Origin of the sequence: Nocardia seriolae NBRC 15557, from assembly GCF_007990715.1 — a bacterium.
Taxonomy (GTDB): domain Bacteria; phylum Actinomycetota; class Actinomycetes; order Mycobacteriales; family Mycobacteriaceae; genus Nocardia; species Nocardia seriolae.
Window position 1 is genome coordinate 1 of record NZ_BJWY01000115.1, and the last position, 24868, is coordinate 24868.

General features: G+C 68.4%; 26 protein-coding genes. 8 read left to right on the plus strand and 18 right to left on the minus strand.

The window, feature by feature from the left end:
• Positions 1-90 precede the first annotated feature (90 nt).
• The 4 genes from NS2_RS27760 to NS2_RS27775 all read right to left on the minus strand — a co-directional run bounded on the left by NS2_RS27760 (position 91) and on the right by NS2_RS27775 (position 3395).
• Positions 91-786: a DNA alkylation repair protein gene (locus tag NS2_RS27760; protein ID WP_045439189.1), complete on the minus strand. Its 696-nt coding sequence runs from the start codon at positions 784-786 to the stop codon at positions 91-93.
• A gap of 226 nt (positions 787-1012) precedes the next feature.
• The gene (locus NS2_RS27765; RefSeq protein ID WP_033090324.1) at positions 1013-2101 is read right to left on the minus strand and encodes a hypothetical protein; all 1089 of its coding nucleotides are present in this window, start codon (positions 2099-2101) and stop codon (positions 1013-1015) included.
• Positions 2102-2258: 157 nt separating this feature from the next.
• Positions 2259-2816: a TetR/AcrR family transcriptional regulator gene (locus NS2_RS27770; RefSeq protein ID WP_033090343.1), complete on the minus strand. Its 558-nt coding sequence runs from the start codon at positions 2814-2816 to the stop codon at positions 2259-2261.
• Positions 2817-3044: 228 nt separating this feature from the next.
• Positions 3045-3395, minus strand: coding sequence for an SPW repeat domain-containing protein (locus NS2_RS27775; protein WP_033090325.1), 351 nt, complete (start codon positions 3393-3395; stop codon positions 3045-3047).
• Between the two features lie 157 nt (positions 3396-3552).
• On the opposite strand from NS2_RS27775, the gene NS2_RS27780 reads away from it, so the two are divergent.
• Positions 3553-4749, plus strand: coding sequence for an NAD(P)/FAD-dependent oxidoreductase (locus NS2_RS27780; protein ID WP_033090326.1), 1197 nt, complete (start codon positions 3553-3555; stop codon positions 4747-4749).
• A 76-nt stretch (positions 4750-4825) separates the two neighbouring features.
• Positions 4826-5602 carry a glutamate racemase gene (locus tag NS2_RS27785; RefSeq protein ID WP_033090344.1) on the plus strand — a complete coding sequence of 259 codons (777 nt, stop codon included), beginning with the start codon at positions 4826-4828 and terminating at the stop codon, positions 5600-5602.
• Between the two features lie 110 nt (positions 5603-5712).
• Here NS2_RS27785 and tuf read toward each other — a convergent pair whose 3' ends face one another.
• The 7 genes from tuf to hppD all read right to left on the minus strand — a co-directional run bounded on the left by tuf (position 5713) and on the right by hppD (position 12882).
• Positions 5713-6903 carry an elongation factor Tu gene (gene tuf, locus NS2_RS27790; RefSeq protein WP_033090327.1) on the minus strand — a complete coding sequence of 397 codons (1191 nt, stop codon included), beginning with the start codon at positions 6901-6903 and terminating at the stop codon, positions 5713-5715.
• A gap of 114 nt (positions 6904-7017) precedes the next feature.
• Positions 7018-9123, minus strand: a complete 2106-nt coding sequence (gene fusA / locus NS2_RS27795; protein ID WP_033090328.1) for an elongation factor G — start codon at positions 9121-9123, stop codon at positions 7018-7020.
• 157 nt (positions 9124-9280) lie between these two features.
• Positions 9281-9751, minus strand: coding sequence for a 30S ribosomal protein S7 (gene rpsG / locus NS2_RS27800; protein ID WP_030517120.1), 471 nt, complete (start codon positions 9749-9751; stop codon positions 9281-9283).
• Positions 9751-10125 carry a 30S ribosomal protein S12 gene (rpsL, locus tag NS2_RS27805; RefSeq protein WP_033090329.1) on the minus strand — a complete coding sequence of 125 codons (375 nt, stop codon included), beginning with the start codon at positions 10123-10125 and terminating at the stop codon, positions 9751-9753. The genes rpsG and rpsL overlap by 1 nt, the downstream gene beginning before the upstream one ends.
• Before the next feature lie 278 nt (positions 10126-10403).
• Positions 10404-10961, minus strand: a complete 558-nt coding sequence (locus tag NS2_RS27810) for a DUF3558 domain-containing protein (RefSeq protein WP_033090330.1) — start codon at positions 10959-10961, stop codon at positions 10404-10406.
• Between the two features lie 11 nt (positions 10962-10972).
• Complete coding sequence (locus NS2_RS27815) at positions 10973-11473, minus strand: DUF3558 domain-containing protein (protein WP_155241560.1); 501 nt, start codon at positions 11471-11473, stop codon at positions 10973-10975.
• A gap of 185 nt (positions 11474-11658) precedes the next feature.
• Complete coding sequence (gene hppD, locus NS2_RS27820) at positions 11659-12882, minus strand: 4-hydroxyphenylpyruvate dioxygenase (protein ID WP_081986240.1); 1224 nt, start codon at positions 12880-12882, stop codon at positions 11659-11661.
• Positions 12883-13019: 137 nt separating this feature from the next.
• On the opposite strand from hppD, the gene NS2_RS27825 reads away from it, so the two are divergent.
• Positions 13020-13538 (plus strand): Lrp/AsnC family transcriptional regulator, encoded by a 519-nt coding sequence (locus NS2_RS27825; RefSeq protein ID WP_033090347.1) that lies wholly within the window; start codon positions 13020-13022, stop codon positions 13536-13538.
• On the opposite strand, the gene NS2_RS27830 is transcribed toward NS2_RS27825, so the two are convergent.
• From NS2_RS27830 to NS2_RS27840, 3 genes are all read right to left on the minus strand, one after another.
• Positions 13535-14647, minus strand: coding sequence for a winged helix DNA-binding domain-containing protein (locus NS2_RS27830; protein ID WP_033090331.1), 1113 nt, complete (start codon positions 14645-14647; stop codon positions 13535-13537). The genes NS2_RS27825 and NS2_RS27830 overlap by 4 nt on opposite strands.
• A gap of 42 nt (positions 14648-14689) precedes the next feature.
• The gene (locus NS2_RS27835; protein ID WP_033090332.1) at positions 14690-15664 is read right to left on the minus strand and encodes an NADPH:quinone oxidoreductase family protein; all 975 of its coding nucleotides are present in this window, start codon (positions 15662-15664) and stop codon (positions 14690-14692) included.
• 110 nt (positions 15665-15774) lie between these two features.
• Complete coding sequence (locus tag NS2_RS27840) at positions 15775-17583, minus strand: serine/threonine-protein kinase (RefSeq protein ID WP_045439176.1); 1809 nt, start codon at positions 17581-17583, stop codon at positions 15775-15777.
• Positions 17584-17867: 284 nt separating this feature from the next.
• On the opposite strand from NS2_RS27840, the gene NS2_RS27845 reads away from it, so the two are divergent.
• Positions 17868-18641, plus strand: coding sequence for an acyl-[acyl-carrier-protein] thioesterase (locus tag NS2_RS27845; RefSeq protein WP_033090334.1), 774 nt, complete (start codon positions 17868-17870; stop codon positions 18639-18641).
• 107 nt (positions 18642-18748) lie between these two features.
• The gene (locus tag NS2_RS36355; RefSeq protein ID WP_033090335.1) at positions 18749-19525 is read left to right on the plus strand and encodes a hypothetical protein; all 777 of its coding nucleotides are present in this window, start codon (positions 18749-18751) and stop codon (positions 19523-19525) included.
• A 63-nt stretch (positions 19526-19588) separates the two neighbouring features.
• Here the strand turns inward: NS2_RS36355 and NS2_RS27855 are convergent, their stop codons facing one another.
• The gene (locus tag NS2_RS27855; RefSeq protein ID WP_033090336.1) at positions 19589-21256 is read right to left on the minus strand and encodes an FAD-dependent oxidoreductase; all 1668 of its coding nucleotides are present in this window, start codon (positions 21254-21256) and stop codon (positions 19589-19591) included.
• Positions 21257-21482: 226 nt separating this feature from the next.
• Between NS2_RS27855 and NS2_RS27860 the strand changes: the two genes are divergently transcribed.
• On the plus strand, positions 21483-21974 hold the full coding sequence (locus tag NS2_RS27860) for a SixA phosphatase family protein (protein WP_033090337.1): 492 nt from the start codon (positions 21483-21485) through the stop codon (positions 21972-21974).
• Between the two features lie 36 nt (positions 21975-22010).
• On the opposite strand, the gene NS2_RS27865 is transcribed toward NS2_RS27860, so the two are convergent.
• Positions 22011-22214, minus strand: a complete 204-nt coding sequence (locus tag NS2_RS27865; RefSeq protein ID WP_033090338.1) for a hypothetical protein — start codon at positions 22212-22214, stop codon at positions 22011-22013.
• Positions 22215-22359: 145 nt separating this feature from the next.
• Between NS2_RS27865 and NS2_RS27870 the strand changes: the two genes are divergently transcribed.
• Complete coding sequence (locus NS2_RS27870; RefSeq protein WP_045439186.1) at positions 22360-22824, plus strand: MerR family transcriptional regulator; 465 nt, start codon at positions 22360-22362, stop codon at positions 22822-22824.
• 27 nt (positions 22825-22851) lie between these two features.
• On the opposite strand, the gene NS2_RS27875 is transcribed toward NS2_RS27870, so the two are convergent.
• On the minus strand, positions 22852-23655 hold the full coding sequence (locus NS2_RS27875; protein ID WP_033090339.1) for a dioxygenase family protein: 804 nt from the start codon (positions 23653-23655) through the stop codon (positions 22852-22854).
• Between the two features lie 16 nt (positions 23656-23671).
• The gene (locus tag NS2_RS27880; RefSeq protein ID WP_147207340.1) at positions 23672-24289 is read right to left on the minus strand and encodes a GTP cyclohydrolase II; all 618 of its coding nucleotides are present in this window, start codon (positions 24287-24289) and stop codon (positions 23672-23674) included.
• Positions 24290-24402: 113 nt separating this feature from the next.
• Between NS2_RS27880 and NS2_RS27885 the strand changes: the two genes are divergently transcribed.
• Positions 24403-24864 (plus strand): MarR family winged helix-turn-helix transcriptional regulator, encoded by a 462-nt coding sequence (locus NS2_RS27885; protein WP_033090341.1) that lies wholly within the window; start codon positions 24403-24405, stop codon positions 24862-24864.
• Positions 24865-24868: the final 4 nt, after the last annotated feature.

Sequence of the window (24868 nt, forward strand, 5' to 3'; positions counted from 1 at the left end):
CGACACTAGGTTAACGACACCTGAACACAGAATGAACAGTCGGCTTTTTCGGCCCGAGCCGTTCCTCACAGCAATCCGGCAGCGTCGCGCTCACCGCTGCGCGCGGTAATGAATCCGCTGCTCAGGGGTCAGATGCTCGGTCGCGTAACTCAGCGCGGTCCGGCCCATCGCCGCGGCGTGCGCGTCCAGAAATCCGAGCAGAATCGCCGCATCGACCCGTTTCCCGATCTCCCGCAGCATCCAGCCGACCGCCTTCTGAATCAGATCGCGCCGATCGGGGAGCAATCGTTCGCACAGTTCCAGCGTGGTCGCGGTATCGCCCTGTTTGATGAAGGCGAAAGTGGTGAGCAGTGCCACCCGCCGCTCCCACAGCGAATCCCCCGCCGCGAATTCGAAGAGCAGATCCCGCGGGCGCTCGAACAACCACGGGCCGAGCACGAACTCCGCCGACGCGTCGACCAGATCCCAGTTGTTGACGCGCCCCCGCTTTACCGCGGCCAGATACAGATCGACGATTTCCCGCTGCCGCGTCTCGTCGCCCCCGCGTTTGCGCGTCGCCTTCGCCATCGCACCGTTCAGAATCACCAGCCCGGCCAGCCGGTGCTCGTGCACCGGACTGTCGAGCAGCACATCGATCTCCGAAAGCGGCAGGCCCGCGAAACCTTTCACGACCTTCCGGGTCTGCGGAACCCGGACGCCGAGAAAAACATCACCCTCCCCGTAATCCCCGGGCCCGGTCTTGAAGAACCGTTGCAGCTGCACGGCGTCGGCCGGATCGGCGAGCATCGCCAATTCCGCCTTCACCGCGGCCGCCGTCAAGGCATTCGTCGCCACGCCGGTATCGCTCAACACGCCTCCCGCATCCGTGTTCCGAGAGCCCTCTGTCCGAAGCCTAGGCGACGACCGATCTCGTAACGGTCGGGGTAACTCACCGGGTACGTCCGAAATCGTTTCGGCACCCAACCGCGGCACGGGTACGAAACGGGCTACGTCCCGAAGCCGGCCGCCGAAGTCACGGGGAGGCGGGGGAGCTTTCAGCCGCGGCCTGTAACAGCACCTCGCCGAATTTCCGCATGTGATCCGAACCGCCGTACCAGGCCGCCACGATTTCCACCGCGGCCGCGCGGGTGCGGTGAGCCGCCTCCGTCAGCTCGGCCACGCTGCCCGCGCCGGACTCGGCGGCCTGGGCGGCCACCTCCAGATCGTGGCTGGCGGTCAGCAGTCGCATGATGTGGTGCAGGTCGATGCTGGCGTCGGAGGCGCGGAACTCCGCGGCCTTGGATTCGGACGGGGTCGAATCCGCCGGTGCCGCAGCGGGTTCCGGGGCGGGCTCGGGAGCCGCGCGCCGCCGGGAGGGGACACTCGCCGGACGCTGGGGCACCGCCGTGGCTTCCTCGATGCTGTCGCGCAGGGAAGCGGCGACGGCCTCCAGGCGCTCCAGCCGGGCCGGGGCATCCGGGTGCACGACCGGCTCAGGGTCCGGCGCGTAGCGGCGGCCGACCGGGGCCTGAACCTCGACGGCCGGGGTCACCACCGAAACCTCCTCGTCGATCTCGATGCGCGCGCCGAACGGCGAGCCGTTGACAGCGGCGTGCTCGGCCGGGCTCCCGAGCTCGGGAGCGGGAACCACGGCGAAGGGTTCGCTCTCCGGCTCGACGCGGGTGAATGACGCAGTGGTGGGCCGGGTTCGGGCATAGAGCGACTCGCCCGGGCCGGGCTGCGACCCGAAGGACTCGACCGGGCTGGGCACGGCGAACGGTTCGCGGTCGGTGGTGATGCGGGCCCCGAACGGCTCCCCCTCGGCGGCCAGCCGGGCGGCCACCGCCTCCGGATCCGCGGTGCGCTGGGGCAGGTCGGGAGCCAGGCGGCGCGGCAGCCCCTCGGATTCCGGTGGGGTGCGCAGGGTTACGGGCGCGGCCGACCACTGCGCGGCCGGATCCTGGCCATTGCGGCCCGGCCCGCCGTGGCCACCGGTGTCGATGCCGGTGAGCACCGGGTTCGGCGAGGTGCCCGGCGACGAGGTGTCCGGGTGGGTGAGGCGGTAACCCGGCTGGCGCGCGGAGCGTGAATCCCCCGGACCGGCAGTGAAATCGGCATCCATGGCCGACATTCTTACCGGCCCGCCCCACCGGGTGCGAGTCGGGTTGCGGCGAAGGTGTGTGTATTCGCGACCCGAAACCGGCTCACGACAAGGGCATTGGGGTATTGACGCAGGTTCGGCAGCCGGACGGAGTCCGGATCTCGCCGACCGCAGCGGCTCAGCCCATTTGGCTCATGCCCGCCGCCACCACCTGCGCCACATTCATGATCTCGTCGGTCGTCGGCAGCGGCACGCCGTCCAGGGCATGCAGCCGATCGGTGCTCGCGATGGCCAGCATGGCCGACACCCACGCCGCCGCGCACGCCCGCAACGTACCCGGCTGCACCGGCCCCGGCGAGCTCGCCGCCAGCACCCGCGCCGTCACGTCCAGCAGCGGATCACGCATGCGGCACAATTGTTTCCGCACATCGGGATGGGTATCGGCCTCGCGCCACATGATCACCCGCAGCACCGAGGAGCGGTTGTCACGCAGATTCAGCGCGGCGTCCATATTGACCAGGCTCTTGGCCGGATCACCCGGCACCACCACCGACTCGATGTCATCGAGCGGCTGCTTCGGGACGCGCTCGGCCATGAGAGCCGACAGCATCGCGTCCTTGGTCGGGAAGTAGTAGAAGATGAGGCCCTTGGGCACCCCGGCCGCCTCGGCGATGGACGCCGTGGGGGTCGCGTCGAATCCATTGGCCGCGAATAGTTTTTCGGCGGCATCCAGGATGAGCTGGCGAGCGTCCCCGTCGACCTTCTTGCTGCGGCGAACGCCCCACCCGTCGGGATGCGGGTTCTGCCCTGCCTGGTGTAGGCACTGCTCGGAATCCTCCTCACGCTGGCCAGCGGAGGCTGCCGCCACCGGTCGGGCGGACGTAGACGACAAGCATAACGTGAGGACACGCCGGCCTCGCGGGGTCCCGCACCGCGGGTTCGAGGTCGGCGCATCCGCTACCGGTCAGTGCGTGGTAGCACCGAAACGACCCGCAACCTCGGGCATTTCGGCCAATGCGACCACCACCGTCAACGCACCCACGATCCACGCGACCCAGGAAGCGCCGCTGTAGGAGTGGAAGTTCATCACCCACGGGGAGATGAACGTCAGGACGCCCAGCACGCCGAGTGCGTAACCGACCGAACCGGGGGCCCGGCCCGCCATCTGCGCCAGGCCCGCGAGCGCGATCAGCACGCCGAGCACCACGAGGGTCCACAGGGCACGGCTGCTGTGCGCCACCCAGATCGGGGACAGCGCGGCGACTGCGCCGAGCACGACCGTTACGGCCTGCTCCGCACGACTCACGGTGAACATGGAATGCCTCCTTTGAAAGGCCAGGGAATATGTTCTGATCCCGTTGTATTCCTGATTGACCGCCCGATCAATAAATGCCCGGATACGCTTCGGCCGCAGTTCGGGTGTGACGGGCGACACATCGGCGCGCGACCTCGGGAACCGATATGGTTGGCCCATGTCGCAGTCGGTAGAACACGTTCTAATTGTTGGCGCTGGGCTCGCTGGATTGCGGACCGCCGAGGAACTGCGACGTGCGGGTTACGCCGGGGAAATCACCCTGCTCGGGGATGAGAACCGAGCGCCCTACGACCGGCCGCCGCTGTCCAAGCAGTACATGCGCGGCGAGACCGACGACACCGCGCTGCGGCCCGCGGAATTCTTCACCGAGCGGCGGATCCGGCTGCGGCTGGGCGTGACCGCCACCGGCGTCGACACCGCCGCGCGGCGGGTGCGGCTGAGCGACGACACCGAGACCGGATACGACGCCCTGGTCATCGCCACCGGGCTGCGGCCGCGGCGCATCCCGAACCTGCCCGAGGTCTCCGGGGTGCACGTGCTGCGCTCGCACGCCGACGCCGCCGCACTGCGCGACCACCTCGGTGGCGCGCGCAAGGCCGTCATCGTGGGCGCGGGCTTCATCGGCTGCGAACTCGCGGCAAGCTTCCGCGCCCGCGACCTCGACGTGACCATCGTGGAACCCCAGCCCACTCCCCTGTTCGCCGCGCTCGGAGAGCAGGTCGGCGCACTCGTGGCGCGGCTGCACGAGGCCGAGGGCGTGGCGGTCCGCTGCGGGATCGGGGTGGAATCGCTTGTCACCGACGGCGACTCGGTCAGCGGGGTGCGGCTGGCCGACGGCGGCGTCCTGGACGCCGATCTGGTGGTCATCGGCATCGGCTCGGTGCCGGTCACCGGCTGGCTGGAGGGCTCGGGCATCCCGCTCGCCACACCGGCCGACGGGGGCGGCGTGCTCGCCGACGGGACCGGGCAGACCGCGGTACCCGGCGTGTGGGCCGTCGGCGACGTGGCCGCCTGGCCGCACGCCACCGGCGGCAACCGGCGCGTCGAGCACTGGACCAATGCCGGGGAGCAGGCCCGGACTCTGGCCGCCGCGCTGCTGGGCACCGAAGCGACCGCGGAGGTCCAGGTGCCCTACGTGTGGAGCGACCAGTACGACATGAAGATTCAGGTGCTCGGCGTGCCGGCGCTGGCCGACGAGATCCGCATCGTCGAGGACCAGGGTCGCAAGTTCCTCGCCCACTACCTGCGCACGGGCGAACTGGTCGCCGTGGTGGGCGCGAGCATGGTCGGCAAGGTCATGAAGGCCCGCGCCGAGCTCGCCGCCAACCTGCGCCCACAGGCCGCGGTCGGATAGTCCCCCGGGTCGTCTCCGGCCCCGGATTCCACCCGCGGTTCGCGGTTCGGTAGGTGTCTTCACTACCGTGGCGGGTGTGATCGTCGCGCTCATCGACTCCGGACTGGGGCTGCTGCCCACGGCCGCCTGGTTGCGGAAGCTGCGGCCCGATCTCGACCTGCTGCTGCTCAATGATCCCGACGGCGCGCCCTGGGGACCGAAACCGGAGCAGTGGGTCATCGACCGGGTACTGGAGACCGCCCGCCTCGCCCTCCGCGAAGGCGCGGAAGTCATTGTGCTGCCCTGCAATACGGCCAGCGTCACCGCCCTCGAACACGTCCGCGCCATGGTCGGCGACACCGTGCCCGTGATCGGCACCGTCCCCGCCATCAAGCCCGCCGCCGCCGCTTGCTCCAAGGTTGCGGTCTGGGCCACCGCGGCCACCACCGCCAGCGCCTACCAGGCCGACCTGATCGCCCGCTTCGGCGGCGAGGCCGACATCACCGGCGTCGCCTGCCACGGCCTCGCCGACGCCATCGACCGCGGCGACCTTCCCGTCATCGCCGAATCCATCACCGCCGCCGCATCCCGCACCCCCGCCGACACCGAGGGCATCGTCCTGGGCTGCACCCACTACCCCCTGGTCCTCGACGACATCCTCACCGCCCTCCCCCCGGGCGTCCGCGTCTTCGACAGCGCCGAAGCCGTCGCAGGCCAAACCCTGCGCCGCATGGACGCCCTCGACCGCCCCACCACCGGCACCGCCACCGTCCGCGTACTCGCCTCCGGCCGCCCCGCCCAACTACCCACCGCCGCAGCCGCTTTCGAATCCGGTCGGCTACTGGGCGCGGTGGCCGCGACCACTGTTCGCTAGTTCGAAACACCAAAAGGGCCGCCCCACAACGGGAGCGGCCCTCTTTCATGCCAAAAGCCAAACGGCGCCGCCCCTTTCGGAGCGACGCCGTCTGTCAGCGATTCAGGGAATCACTTGACGATCTTGGTGACGCGACCGGCACCGACGGTGCGGCCACCCTCACGGATCGCGAAACGCAGGCCCTCGTCCATGGCGACCGGCTGGATGAGCTTGACGCTCATCTCGGTGTTGTCGCCCGGCATGACCATCTCGGTGCCCTCGGGGAGGGTCACGACGCCGGTCACGTCGGTGGTACGGAAGTAGAACTGCGGGCGGTAGTTGTTGAAGAACGGGGTGTGGCGGCCACCCTCGTCCTTCGACAGGATGTACGCCTGGCCCTCGAACTCGGTGTGCGGGGTCGTGGTGCCCGGCTTGATGACAACCTGGCCACGCTCGACATCTTCGCGCTTGATGCCACGGACCAGCAGACCGACGTTGTCGCCCGCCTGGCCGTTGTCCAGCAGCTTGCGGAACATCTCGATGCCGGTGATGGTGGTCTTGGTGGTCTTCTCGCGGATGCCGACGATCTCGACTTCCTCGTTCACGTTGATGATGCCACGCTCGATACGACCGGTGACGACGGTGCCACGACCGGTGATCGTGAAGACGTCCTCGATCGGCATCAGGAACGGCTTGTCGGTCTCACGGACCGGGTCCGGGATCGACTCGTCGACGGCGTTCATCAGCTCGACGATGGACTCGGTCCACTTCGGGTCGCCCTCGAGCGCCTTCAGGCCGGAGACGCGCACGACGGGGGCATCCTCGTCGAACTCCTGCGAAGCCAGCAGCTCGCGGACCTCCATCTCGACGAGCTCGAGGATTTCCTCGTCGTCGACCATGTCGGACTTGTTCAGCGCGACAAGGATGTAAGGAACGCCGACCTGGCGGGCGAGCAGCACGTGCTCACGGGTCTGCGGCATCGGGCCGTCGGTGGCGGCCACGACCAGGATCGCGCCGTCCATCTGGGCGGCACCGGTGATCATGTTCTTGATGTAGTCCGCGTGGCCCGGGGCGTCGACGTGCGCGTAGTGGCGCTTCTCGGTCTGGTACTCGACGTGGGAGATGTTGATCGTGATACCACGAGCCTTCTCCTCCGGCGCCTTGTCGATCTGATCGAACGCGAAGGCCGCGTTCAGATCCGGGTACTTGTCAGCCAGCACCTTGGTGATCGCGGCAGTCAGCGTGGTCTTGCCGTGGTCGACGTGACCAATGGTGCCGATGTTGACGTGGGGCTTCGTCCGCTCGAACTTCGCCTTCGCCACTGTGGTCCTCCTGGACTAGTTGTGCGTGCTTCTGCAGCAGTGCGGTTTTTATAACAGGGGTCGTTCAGACGACCGACTCGGGGCGGATTCTTCCAAACCCGCCCCGGCAGCGAACTACTCGCCGGTCGCCTTGGCGATGATCTCCTTCGACACGTTGGCCGGAACCTCCGCGTACGAGTTGAACACCATCGAGAAGTTCGCTCGGCCCTGGGTCTTCGACCGCAGTTCACCGATGTAGCCGAACATCTCCGAGAGCGGAACCAGCGCCTTGACGACACGGGCACCACTGCGTTCCTCCATGGCCTGAATCTGGCCACGGCGGGAGTTCAGGTCGCCGATCACTTCGCCCATGTAATCCTCGGGCGTGATGACCTCGACCGCCATGAGCGGCTCGAGGATCACCGGACCGGCCTTACGGGCCGCTTCCTTGAGGGCCATCGCGCCGGCGATCTTGAACGCCATTTCCGAGGAGTCGACCTCGTGGTAGGCGCCGTCGAGCAGCGAGGCACTCACGTTGACCAGCGGGAACCCGGCGAGCACACCGTACTGCATGGCGTCCTGGATACCGGCGTCGACCGAGGGGATGTACTCACGAGGAACGCGGCCACCGGTGACCTTGTTCTGGAACTCGTAGGTAGCGCCGTCCTCGGCGTCGACCAGCGGAGCCAGGCCGATGATGACGCGGGCGAACTGGCCCGAACCACCGGTCTGCTTCTTGTGGGTGTACTCGTACTTGTCGACCGGCTTGGTGATGGTCTCACGGTAGGCCACCTGCGGCTTACCGATGTTGGCCTCGACCTTGAATTCGCGCTTCATGCGGTCGACGTAGATGTCGAGCTGGAGCTCGCCCATGCCGCCGATGACGGTCTGGCCGGTCTCCTGGTCCAGCTTCACGTTGAAGGTGGGGTCCTCTTCCGCGAACTTCTGGATCGCGGTGCCCAGCTTCTCCTGGTCGGCCTTGGTCTTCGGCTCGATCGCGACCTCGATGACCGGGTCCGGGAAGGTCATGGACTCGAGCACGATCTGCGCCTGCGGGTCGCACAGGGTGTCACCGGTGGTGGTGTCCTTCAGGCCGATGACCGCGTAGATGTGGCCGGCCTGGGCCTCGGTGACCGGGTTCTCCTTGTTGGAGTGCATCTGGAACAGCTTGCCCAGACGCTCCTTCTTGCCCTTGGTCGAGTTGATGACCTGGGCGCCGGAGTCGACCTTGCCCGAGTACACGCGCACGTAGGTCAGCTTGCCGAAGAACGGGTGGGTCGCGACCTTGAACGCCAGCGCGGCGAACGGCTCGGAGACGGAGGCATCGCGGTGGATGATCTCGTCTTCCTTGTTCGGCACGTGGCCGTCGGCGCCGCCGTCGTCCAGCGGGGTCGGCAGGTAGTCGATGACCGCGTCGAGCATGGGCTGCACGCCCTTGTTCTTGAACGCGGAACCGCACAGCACCGGGTAGAGCTCGGAGTTGACGGTCATCTTGCGAATCGCGCCCTTGATCTCCTCGATCGAGAGCTCCTCGCCGCCGAAGAACTTCTCCAGCAGCGCCTCATCGGACTCGGCGACGGTCTCCAGCAGCTGCTGGCGGTACTCCTCGGCGCGCTCCTTGAGGTCGGCCGGGATCTCGACGACCTCGTACTGCTCGCCGAGCTTGGTCTCGCCCTTCCAGACCTTGGCGTTCATCTCGACCAGGTCGACGATGCCCTCGAACTGGTCCTCGGCGCCGATCGGCAGCTGGATGACCAGCGGCTTCGCGCCCAGGCGGTCGATGATGGTCTGGACGGTGAAGTAGAAGTCGGCGCCCAGCTTGTCCATCTTGTTGACGAAGCAGATGCGCGGGACGTCGTACTTGTCGGCCTGGCGCCAGACCTGCTCGGACTGGGGCTCGACGCCTTCCTTGCCATCGAACACCGCGACGGCGCCGTCGAGGACGCGCAGCGAACGCTCGACCTCGACCGTGAAGTCCACGTGGCCGGGGGTGTCGATGATGTTGATCTGGTTGTCTTTCCAGAAACAGGTCGTCGCGGCCGACGTGATGGTGATGCCGCGTTCCTGCTCCTGCGCCATCCAGTCCATGGTGGCGGCGCCGTCGTGCACCTCACCGATCTTGTAGGTGATACCGGTGTAGAAGAGGATGCGTTCGGTAGTCGTCGTCTTACCGGCATCGATGTGGGCCATGATGCCGATGTTGCGGACCTTGTTCAGGTCGGTGAGCACGTCCTGTGCCACGGAAATCTTCCCCGCTCGTAGCTAGTTGGGATTCAACGGGATTAGGGCTTCAGGTTTTCCGAGGCCCTCGGTGTCAACGCTGGGCGCAGCGCGTGAGTGCCGCGCCCAGCATGTGACTCGTCTCCCGGCTACTCCGAACGGAGGGCCGGGCCACAGGTCACCAGCGGTAGTGCGCGAAGGCCCGGTTCGACTCGGCCATCTTGTGGGTGTCCTCACGACGCTTCACCGAAGCGCCCAGGCCGTTGCTGGCGTCCAGCAGCTCGTTGGCCAGACGCTCGATCATGGTCTTCTCGCGACGGGCGCGGGAGTAGTTGACCAGCCAGCGCAGCGCCAGGGTGTTGGCGCGGCCCGGACGGACCTCGACCGGCACCTGGTAGGTGGCGCCACCGACGCGGCGGGGCTTGACCTCGAGGGCGGGCTTGACGTTGTCCAGCGCGCGCTTGAGGGTGACGACCGGGTCGGTGCCGGTCTTCTCACGAGCCTGCTCGAGGGCACCGTAGACGATGCGCTCGGCGGTGGACTTCTTGCCGTCCAGCAGGATCTTGTTGACCAGCTGCGTCACCAGCGGGGAGCCGTAGACCGGGTCGTTGATCAGGGGACGCTTGGGAGCGGGACCCTTACGCGGCATTAGCTCTTCTCCTTCTTGGCGCCGTAGCGGCTGCGGGCCTGCTTGCGGTTCTTGACACCCTGGGTGTCGAGCGAACCGCGGATGATCTTGTAGCGCACACCCGGGAGGTCCTTCACACGACCGCCGCGGACGAGCACCATCGAGTGCTCCTGCAGGTTGTGGCCCTCACCGGGGATGTAAGCCGTGACCTCGACCGCGCTGGTCAGGCGAACACGCGCGACCTTACGCAGCGCGGAGTTCGGCTTCTTCGGGGTCGTGGTGTACACGCGGGTGCACACGCCACGACGCTGCGGGCTCCCCTGGAGGGCCGCAGTCTTGGTCTTGGCGACCTTGTCGCGGCGACCCTTGCGGACCAGCTGGTTGATGGTTGGCATAGACCGGCTTTCCTTTTAGTAACCAGGTGTCTGGAACTTCATGTCTTTGTCATTCGAGCTTTCCGCCCTGTTCTCGCGGCATTTCAGCTCCACGAGGTCGGGCGTGTCGTACGCAGCTCAGAGGCCAAATTCAAGGCACGCTGAAATGGTCAGCCGCTCTCACTGGCCTACGTACTGCTTACGAACTTGCCCGAATGCTTCCGGGCACAGCGGTCCACGATACCCGCAGGCTTTGAAGGGGGCAAAAAGGGGTCCCTCGAGCGGGGCTGGTAGAGGGCTTATCGAGCCAGGTTCAACGTCAACTCGACCAGCTTGCGAGCCGCATCGCAGGGATCGGCGTGCGCGGATCCGCTGCGATAGTTGACCCACCAGCCGACGATGCCCGCGTCCGCGGCCGGGGCGCTCACGCCACACGAGTCCGGATCGTTGGGGCGGCGGGTTTCCACCGAGCGGCGGCCCTGCACGGTTATGTCGTTGCTCACATATTTCAGGCGGTCGTTGTTCTGCTTCTCATTGCCGAGCGAACCCTCCTCGTACCAACTGAGGGTCACCATGCCGCTGCCCGCGGCGCCGCCGGTGAGATTCCACATGCAGACCGCGCCGTTGAAAGACGGCTCCACGTACATGTTGTCGCCGACCGACTTGCCGATGTCGTCGATGGCGACCACCGTGCACTCGCGCAGCAGCTTGTCGAAATTGGTGTTGATCCGGGTGGTGCCGCCGGTGCCGGCGGTGCCGCCCGCGGGGAGCGCGGTGCCGGGCACGGTCTTGCCGCAGCCGGCCAGGGTGACGGTCAGGGCGAGCACGGTCAGGGCCAGGGCGGTCCGGGAGCGCATCACGGTCCCTCTCATCCGAGCCGCTGCACGGTCAGTTCGGCCATCTTGCGGGTGCGGTCGCAGGGGTTGCCGAGGCCGCCGCTGCTGAACGCGCCGTAGGAGATGGACCATTCGAAGAAGTCGTCGTCGAGTTGCACGGCGAGGTCGCAGACGGCATTGCTGGGGTCGAGGGCCTGGAAGCCCTTCTTGCCGCCGACCTCGATGGTGTCGGGGGCGCGCCCGACGCTGGCCACCCACGCCTTCTCGCGGTCGATGGGGCTGCCGCGGTAGGAGGCGAAAGTGACGCTGGAGGAACTGATTCCGCCGGCCTGCCAGTTGCAGCCGACGGAGTTCTTGAAGACGGTGGTGAGGCTGCCGAGCCCGCCCAGGTCGCGCACCTCGTCGTCGGTGAGGTGGCCGCACTCCCCCACGAACGGCCCGAGTGTGGCCACCTTCGCCGGTGGTTTGAACCCGGGCTGGTCGCTGGAATCGTTGCTTCCCCCGCACGCCGACAGCAGCAGCGCGAGGCTCAACCCCGTGACAATCGCGGTGCCCGATTTGCCCCTCCGCTTCGCCCCGGGGCGGGTTCGCGGCCCTGAGGTCTCGATTCTTCCCTCCTCCGCTTCGCTCCCCCGCTCCGTCAGTCCAGAATCGAGACGGCCGCGAACCATCTGAGTTCATGGTCTGGACGGTACCGGAATGCGAAGTGACGTGACGGTCAGAGGTTTCCGCGCGCTTCTTGCTCGCGCTCGATCGCCTGGAACAGGGCCTTGAAGTTGCCCTTGCCGAAACCCAGCGAGCCGTGGCGTTCGATGAGTTCGAAGAACACCGTGGGTCGGTCGGTGATGGGTTTGCAGAAGATCTGCAGCAGGTAGCCGTCCTGGTCGCGGTCGACCAGGATGCCGCGGCGCTGGAGTTCGGTGACGGGCACGCGGACGTGGCCGATGCGGGCGCGCAGCTCTGGGTCCTCGTAGTAGCTGTCGGGCGTGTCGAGGAATTCGATGCCCTCGCGGCGCAGCACGTCGACGGCGGTGAGGATGTCGCCGGTGGCCAGGGCGATGTGCTGGACGCCCGGCCCCTGATAGAACTCCAGGTATTCGTCGATCTGGGAGCGCTTGCGGCTGGGGGCGGGTTCGTTGAGCGGGAACTTGACGCGGTGGTTGCCGTTGGCCACCACCTTGCTCATCAGGGCCGAGTACTCGGTGGCGATGTCGTCGCCGACGAATTCGGCCATGTTCTCGAATCCCATGACGCGCCGGTAGAACTCGACCCATTCGTCCATCCGGCCCAGCTCCACATTGCCGACCACGTGGTCGATGGCCTGGAAGATGCGCTTGGGTTGCCCGGCTCGCGGGGCGTAGGCGGAGTGTCGCGGGACATACCCGGGCAGATAGGGGCCGTAGTAGCGGGAGCGGTCGACCAGGGTGTGCCGGGTGTCGCCGTAGGTGGCGATGGCGGCGGTGCGGACGGTGCCGTAATCGTCGGTCTCGTCGTGGGGTTCGGCGAGCACGGTGGCGCCCTGGGCACGGGCGCGGCGGATGCAGCGGTCCACGTCGGGGACCTCGAGCGCGATGTCGACCACCCCGTCCCCGTGCCGATCGTGGTGCGCCACCAGCGGACTGGCCGGATCCACCGCGCCCTTGACGACGAATCGAGCACCGCCGCTGCGCAGCACGAACGCCTTGTGGTCCCGATTGCCGGTCTCGGGGCCGGAGTACGCCTCCAGTCGCATGCCGAAGGCGGACTGCAGGAAGTGGGCGGTCTGGGTGGCATTGCCGACCGCCCACACCACCGCGTCCCAGCCCAGCACGGGGAACGGGTCGGCGGCGGCATCGTGGTCCACCAGGCCGACGAGGCGGCGCAATTCGTCGTCGCCGGGCAGGTCGCCGGAGCGGGCGGGAGGGTGTCCGTCGATGCGCTGGTGTGCTGCGTCGATGCTCATGTGCCCAGGAGAACCCAGGGGTCGAGACTAGGCAATATCGCCGAATTCCACTGGACACTCTGGTGAATTGCACCACCATCTGCCCGCTGGTGCTGGACAATTTGAATAGCAGTGAACTCACGACGGAGGTTCCCGCCATGTCCCGCACGCCCGCCCGGCTGGATGAGCTGGATCTGGCCATCCTCACCGCCATGCACGAGTACCAGAAGGCCGGCATTCTCGAACTGTCCCGCCGCACCCGGGTCGCCCGCGCCACGGTGCAGTCGCGCATCGCGCGCATGGAGGAGGCGGGCGTGATCGCCTCCTATGATCCGCAGATCGATGTCACGGCAGCGGGTTTCGACGTGCAGGCGTTCGTGACGCTGGAGATCGCCCAGGGTGCGCTGGACGCGGTCAGCGCCGAGCTCGACGCGATTCCGGGGGTGCTGGAGGCGTACGCGACGACCGGCTCGGGCGATGTGCTGTGCCGGATCGGGGCCGATTCGCACGCGGGATTGCAGGCGGTGCTGCTGAGCATCGACAAGACGAGTTCGGTGGTGCGGTCGCACAGCGTGGTGGTGTTGTCCACGGTGGTGGCGCATCGCACGCTGCCGCTGTTGCGCACGCTGGCGCCGTCGGGGTCGAGCAAGGCGCCCGCGTATCGGGCCGCGCACTAGGGGCGCAGATCGGCTCCCGGATCCAGGATTTCGACGGCGGGGGTGCGATCGGGTTCCAGGAAGGCCAGCAGGGCATGGGCTTCCGACTCGACGGCGGTGCGATCGGTGCGAGACAGCCAGGTGTGCGGGGTGATTCGCAGCCGCGCGGTGTCGCCCTTGGCGAACACCTTGTAGACGGCTGCGAGGTAGCCGTCCACCAGTATCGGTGCGACCTGGTTGGCGAAGGCGCGCAGGGGCGGGGCATTGCCGTCGGGGACGATGCGGGTGCGGTCCTGGTGGGACAGGATGGCGTTGTCGTACCAGCCGAGCAGGCGGACCGGGGCCGGGAGATCCGGGTCGGCGAGGACGGCGTCGGCGGCTTCGTAGAGGGTGCGGCCGCGCTCGTCGGTGTGGGTGACGACGCGGTCGCCGAGTTCATCGACGGCCCGCTTGATTCCGGTGAGCTTGGACCAGGTCTGCATGTCCATGGTGGTGGCCGGGCCGAAGGCGCGCAGGTAGCGCAGCAGCAGTTCCGCCAGCGGATAGTCCGGATCCAGGGGTGCGCCGAGCCAGGGCTGCACGCGGGACCAGACCGGGCGGCTGCTGTCGCCCCAGCGGCCGCGCGGCGGGGTCTGCAGGACGGGGAGTTGATACAGCCACGCCTGGACGACCGCGCCCGGATCGCGATCGGGGTAGAGCTCGGCGGCGTGCTCGCGCAGGGTTGCGGCGGGCATCGGCTCCTCGCCCAGCACCGATTCACCGCGTGCGCGAACGGCTTCCGGATCGAGCCCGACGAGGGCACCGTAGTTGAAGCCCTTGCGGAACGGGATCTTCTCGAGCTCCGGCTGGATGTGCGGGGCGATGCGCAGCGCGTCCGGCGGGGTAACCAGGTGAATGGTGCCCCGCATCAACGTGATTCGCACCAGCGAGCGGTCCTCGAGAGCCTTCGACACCGTCGCCGGATCGAAATCGACCGCGCGACTCCACAATGCGATGAACGGCGGCAGCGTGTCCTGCGCCTGCAGACCGATCAGGTGGTCGCACAGTTCGTGCGGGCCCAGCGTGGTCCGCTCCAGCAGGTGCTGACGCGCGAGCAGCGTCCGGTTGAGAATCCGGTTGGACAGCTTCACGATTCAGCACCGTAGCGCTGCTCCGCACCCGGCACCAGGTGATCAGCGCAGCGTGACGACGACCTTGCCGGTGGCGGTGCGCCGATCGAGGGCGGAGACGGCCTCGGCGGTGTGGTCGAGGGTGTAGAGCACCGGATCCGGCGGGGCGATCTTGCCGTTGGCGAGCAGCGGCTCCACCTCGGCCCACTGTTCGGCCAGATAGCCCGGATGCGACATGGCCCATTCGCCCCAGGCCGCGCCGACCACCTCGACATTCTTGAGCAGCAGACGGTTCACCTTGACGGTGGGGATGTCACCGGCGGTGAAGCCGACCACCAGCAGACGTCCGGCCGAGGCCAGCGAGCGGATGGAGTCGGTGAAGCGGTCGCCGCCGACCGGGTCGAGCACGATGTCGACGCCGCGGCCCGCGGTGAGTTCCTTGACCGCGTCCAGCCAGCCGTCGGTGAGCACCACGTCGGTGGCGCCATTGGCCCGCGCGACCTCCGCCTTCTCCTCGGTGGAGACCACCGCGATCACGCGGCCCGCGCCGAGCGCCTGGGCCATGCGCAGCGTGGAGGTACCGATGCCGCCCGCGGCGCCGTGCACCAGGACCGTCTCGCCCTCGGCGAGGCGGCCCCGGTTGCGTAGGCAGAAGTGCACGGTGAGGTCGTTGAACAGCACGCCCGCACCGGCTTCCAGCGACACGTTGTCGGGCAGTTTGAACACCATGTCGACCGGGGCCACGGCCACTTCGGCGGCGGCATTGCCGAGCAGGGTCAGCGCCACCACCCGATCACCGGCGCGCACGTGGGCGTCCGCGGGCGCTTCCCGCACGATGCCCGCGACCTCGCAGCCCACGACATAGGGCAGCGGCGGCTTCATCTGGTACAGCCCGCGGGTCATGAGCACGTCCGGGAAGGCGATGCCCGCCGCGTGCACATCTATGAGAACGCCGCCGGGATACACGGCGGGTTCGGGAACCTGGACCACCTCGATGGACTCGGGACCCTCCAACTTGCTCACGACGGCTGCGCGCATTCCCGATCAACTCCGATCAATCCACCTGCGGATACAGCCGAACCTAGCCGATGCGTCCGGGCCCTGCCAACGATCATCCATCGGACACGAGGGATTTCGTCGGATCCGGCTCAGCGGTGGGCGTATTCGCGCATGGATTCGTTGGCCGCGACCTGGCCGCCGTTGCTGATGACCAGGCTGTAGGCGGTGATGCGGTACTGGGTGCCGTCGGTGGGGTTGGTGACGGTGTAGCCGCCGGTGCCGTCGGGGACCGGGTCGTCGAGCTGGATGCCCGCTCCGTCGCTGATGCGCAGGCCCACGTAGTAGAAGCGGCCGCCGGAGGTGCGGCAGACGACGAGGCGGGACTTGTCGGTACGGCCGATGGCCATGGCCGGGTCGTCGGAATTGCAGTGCGGGCGCTGGCCGGTGAATCCCCCGGCGTCCGTGCCGGACACGGAGCCGGTGAAGGGGACCAGGGTGGTGGTCGGGGCCGCAGTGGTGGCGCGGTAGCCCGAAGTGGTCGTCGCCCCGCCGGTCACCGTCGTGGTGCCGAGTGAGTTGTCGTCGGTGCCGCCGTTGCCGCCCGCCAGCAGGACCCAGCCGAGCACACCGCCCAGCACCAGCACCACGCCGATCAGCGCGCCCACCAGCAGCGGCAGGCGGTTGCGCGGCTCGGGCGGCAAAGGCAGTGGCGCGGAGGGATGTTCGCGCGGCGCGGCCGGATCGGCGCGGCCCGGCAGGTAGCCGGGCGGCCCGGCCGCGTACCGGCGCAGCACGGTCGGATCGTTGTTGCCCGGTCCCGAATACACCGGCGGTCCGGCGACGCGCTCGCCGCTGGAATGCTCCGCAGGACCGGAGAAATACTGCGCGGGACCGGAAAGCCGTTGCGGCCCCGACGGATCCTCCGGCCCGGGGCGCTGCGGGCCGCGGGGGTGGTCGACCGGCCCGGACGGGTCGGTCCCCCGCGGCGGCGCACCGCCGCCGTAGGGCTGCGCGGGGCCGGAGGGGTGGTCGAGATACTGCGGCCCCGAATGGCTCGGCGGCACGGCGGGATTGCCGCTGGTGGGCGGGGCGGGCGGGACCGTGGTGCGGGTGGGTTCGCCGTGCCCGGCCCGCAGCAGCGCGGCGCGGGCGGCCCGGGCCAGCTGTCCGGCGCCGGCGTAGCGGCGGGACGGATCCTTGGCCATGCCGATGGCGACCACCTGGTCGAAGCCGACCGGGACGCCCGCGCGGACGCTGGGCCGCGGCGGGGGCGTGAGCATGTGGGCGCGGATGGTGGCCAGATTGCCGTCGGTGCGGAACGGCGGTCCGCCGGTGAGGGATTCGTAGAGCACACAGGCCAGCGCGTAGATGTCGGCGCTCGCCGAGACGGTGGCGCTGTGCTCGAAGCGTTCCGGGGCCATGTAGGCGAAGGAGCCGATGGCATTGCCGGTCTGGGTGAGCTGGACGTCGGATTCGGTGTGCGCGATGCCGAAATCCACCAGGTAGGCGAACATTTCGCCGGTGAGCAGAACGTTGGCGGGCTTGACGTCGCGGTGGACGAGTCCGCTCTCGTGGGCGGCGTCGAGCGCGGCGGCGATCTGCTCCACCACGGTGACCGCCTGCTCGGGTGGCAGCGGGCCCTCGTCGTGCAGGTAGGCCTTGAGGTCGCGGCCGCGGACCAGGCGCATGTCGATGAACAGGACGCCGTCCACCTCACCCCAGTCGTGCACCGGAATGACGTGTGGCTCCTGCAGTTTGGCGGCGGTGCGGGATTCACGACGGAAGCGTTCGACGTAACTGGGCTGCCGCGCCAGATCGACATCGAGCAGCTTCACCGCGACCACGCGGTCGCGGACGGTGTCGTAGGCCTCGTAGACCTCGCCCATGCCGCCGACCCCGAGCAGCCGCCGCAACTCGTACTGCCCGAACCGCGAACCGGCCCTGTCCCCTGCGGCCACCCGCGTCGTCCTCCTCGCTGCCGGCTGCCCGGATCTACAACAGGTAAGGCTACGGCGCGGGCGGCGCAGTGTCATTCCCTTCGGGGTGCGCGGTAATCACCCCGGGGTGCGAGAAACACTGTCGTTCGCAGAACAGAAGTACAGGTGACTCGACGCGAGTGTGTCCTGCGCGCCCCGTAGAGTCGTGTCACAGACTTCGGTCAGCAAGCACCTCACCGGGTGCTTATGGAAAGACATGCGGCACGCTGGATGGGTACCACGAGCGTGCGGCACGAGGAGCACCAGTGTCACTCGATGAGCCACTCGCCCCGCTTCCCGAGGAGGGCATGGGCTTCGCTTCCGCGTGGCCCGTCCGGGCCGGCGATGTGGATCCCTATCACCGGCTGCGATTCGACGCGGCGGCCCGCTATCTCCAGGACATCGCCTGGGAGGAAATGCAATCCGGGTTCTTCCACCGGACCGATCCGGCCTGGATCGTGCGCCGCACCGTGGTGGACGTGGTGCGGCCGATCCACTGGCCCGACGGGGTGGAATTGCGCCGCTGGTGTTCGGCCATGTCCACCCGGTGGACGAATATGCGGGTGCGGATCACCAGCGAGAACGGCGGTCTGATCGAGACCGAGGGGTTCTGGATCAATATCAACGAGTTCACCAATATGCCGACCCGGATCAGCGACGAGGGCCTGGCCGAACTCGGGCGCACCACCGATGAGCACCGGCTGCGCTGGCGGCCCTGGCTGACCGATCCGACGCCGCCGGAATCGGATGTGGATCTGCCGTTTCCGGTGCGCGCCACCGATATCGACCAGTACAACCACGTGAACAACGCGGCCTACTGGCAGGTGCTGGAGCAGTATCTGGTCGACTATCCGAAGCTGGTGGCCGGGCCGCATCGCGCGGTCATCGAGTACATCGCGCCGGTGCTGGCCCGGCAACACATCAGCGTGCGCAGCCGGTACGAGCCGGGCGACCGTACCGGGCATCCCTCGCTACGGCTTTGGTTCGTGGTGGGCGGCGTGACCACCACTGCGGTGCGCATCGGGCCGCTGCCCGGCTGAGATATCGCGACATCCCCGCAAACTTTCGCATTCGCTGGCGGTTCGCCTGCGAGACTGGGCGGCGGATCGATCGCCGAGGGGGCGGTCGAGAACAGGAGATCGTCGCCGTGCGATTCGCTCACTTCGCGCTGCTCGCGGCCGCACCCGTGCTGGTCGTCGCGGTCACGGCGTGCAGTCACTCCAAGGATTCGGCGAAGAACACCACCTCGACCACGGTCGCGGCGAGCGGCACCACCGCCCCGGCCACGGCGACCACGCCCCCGGTCAGCCCGAAACCGCTGCCGCCCAACCCGACCCGGCCGCCGGTGCCCACCACGCCGTCCGCCGCCGACGTCAATTGCGGCCCGGTGACCGGAGCCAATGGGCAGAGCGCCGATGTGATCGCCTACGCCAGTTCCGCGGGCGTGCCCGGCTGTACCGAGGCCATCACGGTCGCCACCCATTACGTCATGGGCACCAGTTCCGGCGAGGCCGTCCAGATCGACGGCTGGACCTGCGAAGCCCAGCCCGACACCGCGGTTCCGCGCATCTGCTTCAAGGACGGTTTCCTGATCGGCCTGCGCGGCGGCGCGGCCCCGAAGCCGCCCGCCCCGCCGACCACCACTCCGCCGCCGACCACCACGTCGGCCGCGCCCGCGGGGAATGTCAACTGCGGCACCGTGACCGACGCGGGCGGCGGGACGCGGACGGTGATCGCGGTCGCCACCCCGGCGGGCACCGTCGGCTGCACCGAGGCCATCAACGTGGCGACGCAGTACGTGCAGACCATCAGCGATACCGATGTCGCCACCAGCAACGGCTGGTCGTGCAATGCCCAGCCCGACACCGCCTACCCGTCCATGTGCGCGAAGGACGGGCTGCTCATCAACCTCGGCGCTCAGTAGGCCGAGCACCGAAACACCGCGGCCCCACCCGGATTCGGGTGGGGCCGCTGTGATTTCGAGGGTCTACCCCTTGGCGGCCTTGAGCAGGTCCTCGATCTTGGTGAACTTCACCCGCGGGCGGCCACCGGCCTTGCCGGCCGTCTTCTCGGCGGTGTCGATGGCCTTCCAGCCGTCGCGGCCGATCTGATCGGGCTGACGCTCGGCGAGCAGCGCGTCCAGCGCGGCCCGGTCGCCTTGCGGGGCAGCCAGTTTGCCGTTGGTGAAGTCCTCGATCAGCGCATCGACGGTCTCCTGCGAATCCACGCGGTTGGAGCCGATGACGCCGCGCGGGCCGCGCTTGATCCAGCCCGAGACGTACACGCCCTGGACCGGGTTGCCGTCGGCCAGGACTCGGCCCTTGTCATTGGGGATGACGCCGCGGGACTCGTCGAACGGGACATCGGCGACGGGCTCGCCCTTGTAGCCGATGGACCGCAGCACCAGCGACGCTTCCAGCGCGCCGGTGCGATCGCAGGCGCGGGCCACGGTGCGGCCGTTCTCCTCGACCAGCTCGTTGTGCACGTACTCGATGCCCTCGACCTTCCCGTCGCCGGTGATGGCGGTGGGAGAGACCAGGTAGCGGAACACGATTCGCCTGTTGTCCAGGTTGCGGGTCCCGGCGGCGTATTCCTGGGCGAGGGTGTACTTGAGCTGCAGCGAGGGCTCGACCTGCGGGTCGTCCAGTTCGGCCTGCGAGGCCGGGTCCAGCACCAGGTCCTCGGGATCGACGATGATGTCGACGCCCTTCAGATACCCCAGGGCCAGGAATTCCGGCGAGGTGTAGGCGGCCTGCAGCGGACCGCGCCGACCCAGCACCACGACCTCCTTGATATTGCTGCGGCGCAGCGCATCCAGGGCGTGGTCCGCGATATCGGTCTTGGCCAGTTCGTCCGGGTTCACGGTGAGCACGCGGGCCACGTCCAGGGCCACATTGCCGTTGCCGACGATGACGGCCCGCTCGCCGGAGAGGTCGAACTCGCGGTCGGCGAAGTCCGGGTGGCCGTTGTACCAGGCCACGAACTCGGGGGCGGAATGGCTGCCGGGCAGGTCCTCGCCGGGGACGCCGAGGTGGCGGTCGGTGGCCGCGCCGACGGCGTAGATGACGGCGTGGTGGTGGCCGAGCAGTTCGGCGTGCGAGATGTGCTTGCCGACTTCCACATTCAACCGGTAGGCCAGCGCCTCGCGCCGGAAGGCCGACTCGAACAGGCCCGCCACGTTCTTGGTGCCCGGGTGGTCGGGCGCGACACCGGCGCGCACCAGGCCGTAGGGAGTGGGCAGCCGGTCGAACAGCTCCACCTCGACGTCGGCGCGCCGCAGCAGTTCCTCGGCGGCGTAGCAGGCGGCGGGGCCCGCACCGATGATGGCGACCCGCAGCGTGCCCAGTTCCTTGGGCGCACGGGAGGGCGCGACCAGCGGCTCGAAGTTGGACTCCAGCGGATGCCGGCCGAAGTAGGCGGCATTGATATCGCGGAAGCGAGCCAGCGAGGCGGTCAGATCGTCCTCGGAGAAGATCGCGTCGACCGGGCAGGCATCGACACAGGCGCCGCAGTCGATGCAGGTATCCGGGTCGATGTAGAGCTGTTCGGTCGTGGCGAACTCGCGTTGCTCAGGCGTGGGACGAATGCAATCGACCGGACACTCGGGTACGCAGCTGGCGTCGTTGCAACAACGCGGCGTGATCACATAGGCCATATCTCGCAGATCCTCGAAACTGTCGCGTGGTGCTACTCCGCTCGGGTTCGAGCAGGGTCGGTAGAACACGTTCTAATATAGGCGGCATTCCATCGGGTGTCGGCACTGCGATGTGACGCCACCTTCAGTGTGCCTCGAGTGTGAGCACAGTCTCGACACGGCACCGGCGGGCACCGCTGTGAGACCGGTCTCGATGGCGCACTCGAGGACACTTACCGTAATGCCTATGGTGCGGACTCTCATCTTGATGCGGCACGGTAAATCCGGCTACCCGGACGGCGTGCCCGACCACGAGCGCCCCCTGGCGCCGCGCGGGCGCCGCGAGGCCGCGCTGGCCGGGGACTGGCTGCGCGCCACCCAGCCGCCGATCGACGCGGTGCTCTGTTCCAGTTCCACCCGCACCCGGGAGACCCTGGCGGCCACCGGCATCGCCGCGCCGGTGTCCTACGAGCAGTCGATCTACGAGGCGTCCCCGCACACCCTCATCGAATTGATCCAGCTCACCGAGGACGCGATCGGGACCCTGCTGCTGGTCGGCCATTCCCCCGGAATGCCTTGGACGGCATGGGAATTGGCGGCCAATCGCGATTCCGGACCGGCCGAGGAGCTGAGCGCGAAATTCCCCACCTCCGCGCTGGCGGTCATCGAATTCGACCGGCCGTGGGCAGCCGCCGACCCGGGTACGGGCGAGCTGGTGCGCTTCCACGTACCGCGCTGACGAATCCTGGTGGCGCGGGGCGAATTCCGGCCGGGCTCAGCCGAGTAGCTTGCCCCTCCAGACCACCACGCCGCCGAAGACGAGCAGGAGCAGCAGCGCCGGCCAGAAGCCGAGCAGCCACCACACCACCGCCAGCACCGCCACCACGGGCAGCGCGGCGATCGCCGTGATCACCGGTTGTTCCTTGGCCGCCTCGAGGGCCGAGCGCGCCCTGATCCGATCCATGTCTTTTCCAGGCATGTCCCCAGGGTAGGCCCGGAATCGCCCGCCGCGGCGGTGCGGCGAAACTTCGCACCCCCGGGGCCTTGCTTGGAGTGCACTCCAACCCGCTACCGTCGAGGTGGACAACCCGGTCACCACCGGCAAGTCGGAGGAGGGCGAAACAATGAGCGCACCACCGGTACAGCGGCCGAACGCCGCGCGCGATGCCGTCGAGTTCGAGCGGCCGCGCTATTCGATCGGCGAGGTCTCCGAGCGCTGCGGCCTGACCCGGGACACGCTGCGCTGGTACGAGCGCATCGGGCTGATGGACTATGTCGGGCGCGACCACTCCGGCCAGCGCCGATTCAGTGACCGCGATTTGGAATGGCTGGCCTTCATCGGCAAGCTGCGCCTGACCGGCATGTCGGTCGCCGACATGGTGAAGTACGCGGAACTGGTCCGCGCCGGGCAGCACACCTATCCCGAGCGCCTGGAGATGTTCCGCCGCACCCGCGCCGAGGTCCTCGACCAGATCGAGGAGTTGCGCTCCACCCTGGTCGTCCTCGACTACAAGATCGCGCTCTACGAGAACGGCCCGTCCTGCGAGCCGCCCACGCTGTCGAGTAACGCCGCGCGCCGGGAGAACTGAGCAGGGCTCGACCTGTTGCCGCGGGGCTCAGCCGATCTGGATGGAGCGCTTGGCCATTCCGTACCAGAAGCCGTCGATGGCGGTGCGCTGCGACGACAACTCCTCCGCACCCGCCCCGAGCGTCACGAACAGCGGCGCGAAATGCTCGGTGCGGGGATGGGCGCGGCGCGCGTCGGGCGCGGCGCGCTCGAAGTTCAACAGCGCGTCGATATCACCGGCGGTCAGCGCCTCATCGCCCCAGTGATCGAATTCCTTCGACCAGTCCGGCGCGAAGTCGCTGGGCATACCGAAGTTCGCCTCGCGCAGATTGTGGGTGAAGAAGCCGCTGCCGAGGATGAGAATGCCCTCGTCGCGCAGCGGCGCGAGGCGGCGGCCGAGGTCGAAGAGACCGACCGGATCCAGGGTCGGCAGCGAGAGTTGCAGGACCGGGATGTCCGCGTCGGGGTACATCTCCACCAGCGGGACGTACGCGCCGTGGTCGAGGCCGCGGGTGGGCGCCTCGTGCACCGGCTGCCCCGGACGACCCAGCAGCGCACGAACTTTCGCCGCCAGTTCCGGTGCGCCCGGAGCCGCGTACCGCACCCGGTAGTAGTGCTCGGGGAAGCCCCAGAAGTCGTAGAGCAGCGGCACGGTCGTGGTCGCCCCGAGGGTGACGGGCGCGTCCTCCCAGTGCGCGGAGACCACGAGAATGGCCGTGGGCCTGGGCAGTTCGGCAGACCAGGCGGCCAGCTGACCCGGCCAGATCGGATCCTCGGCCAGTGGCGGCGCGCCGTGGCTCAGGTAGAGCACCGGCATCCGGTCCACCCGCTCGCGAGTCTCGTTCGCGGACATGGTTTCTCCTCTCGAATCAGCCGACCAGGCGGATGGTGTGGCCGGTGTGGTCGGCCTTGGCGCGCAGGTAGCGCAGGTTGGCGGGGTTGGCGTGGACGCCGGTAGGCAGCGTGTCGCGCACGGTCATGCCGAGGGCCCGCAGCTGGCGCACCTTGTCGGGATTGTTGGTGAGCAGGTCGAATTCGCCGACACCGAGAGCGGTCAGCATCTGGGCGGCGGCGCTGTAGTCGCGTGCGTCCTCATCGAAGCCGAGTTCGGTATTGGCCTGGTAGGTGTCCAGGCCCGCGTCCTGCAGGGCGTAGGCGTCGAGCTTGTTGTAGAGGCCGATGTCGCGGCCCTCCTGGCGCCGATAGAGCAGGATGCCGCCGACGCCGGCGATGCGCTCGACCGCCTCGCGCAACTGGGGTCCGCAGTCGCAGCGGGCGGAGCCGAAGACATCGCCGGTCAGGCATTCCGAGTGCAGCCGCACCAGCGGCGTCGCGCCGGGCTCACCGAGCACGAGCGCGACGTGCTCGCGGCCGTCGGCCAGGCCGTCGAAGGTGACCGCCTGCGCGGTGGTCGAGTAGCCGTCGGCGAAGGCCAGCGGAATCCGCACGCGGGTCCGGATGCCGGCGTCAACGAGGGTGCTGCTCATGGTCGCTCCTGAGGACAGGGACCGCGTTCGGTGCACGGACCGTATCGTTCAGATTTGAACCATGCCGGGCGCGGAGTTATTCCAACTCGAACTACCGGCTGTAACCTGGGCGGATGAGTCCCCGCTGGCTGAACGACGAGGAACGGGCGGCCTGGCTGGCCTTCCTGAACGCGGCCGGCCCGCTGGAACGGCGGATCGACCGGCAACTCGAGCGCGATTCCGGGCTCTCCCACCTGCAATACGAAATCCTGGTCCGGCTGGACGACGCGCCCGGCGGCGAACTGCGCATGACCGAGTTGGCCGCGCTGCTGCTCAACTCCAAGAGCAAGCTCACCTACCAGATCGACCAGCTGGAGAGGGCTGGGCTGGTGGACCGGCGCGGCTGTGCCACCGATCTGCGCGCGGTCTACGCGCGCCTCACCGCGGCCGGGCGCGAGCGCCTCGAACAGGCGGCCCCGGGCCACGTCGAAACGGTGCGCGAATTCTTCGTCGACGCCTTCACCCCGGACCAATTGGCCGCGGTGACGGCCGGTTTCAGCGAAATCAACCGCCGCCTCCGGCAGCCGCCCGCCTAGTACT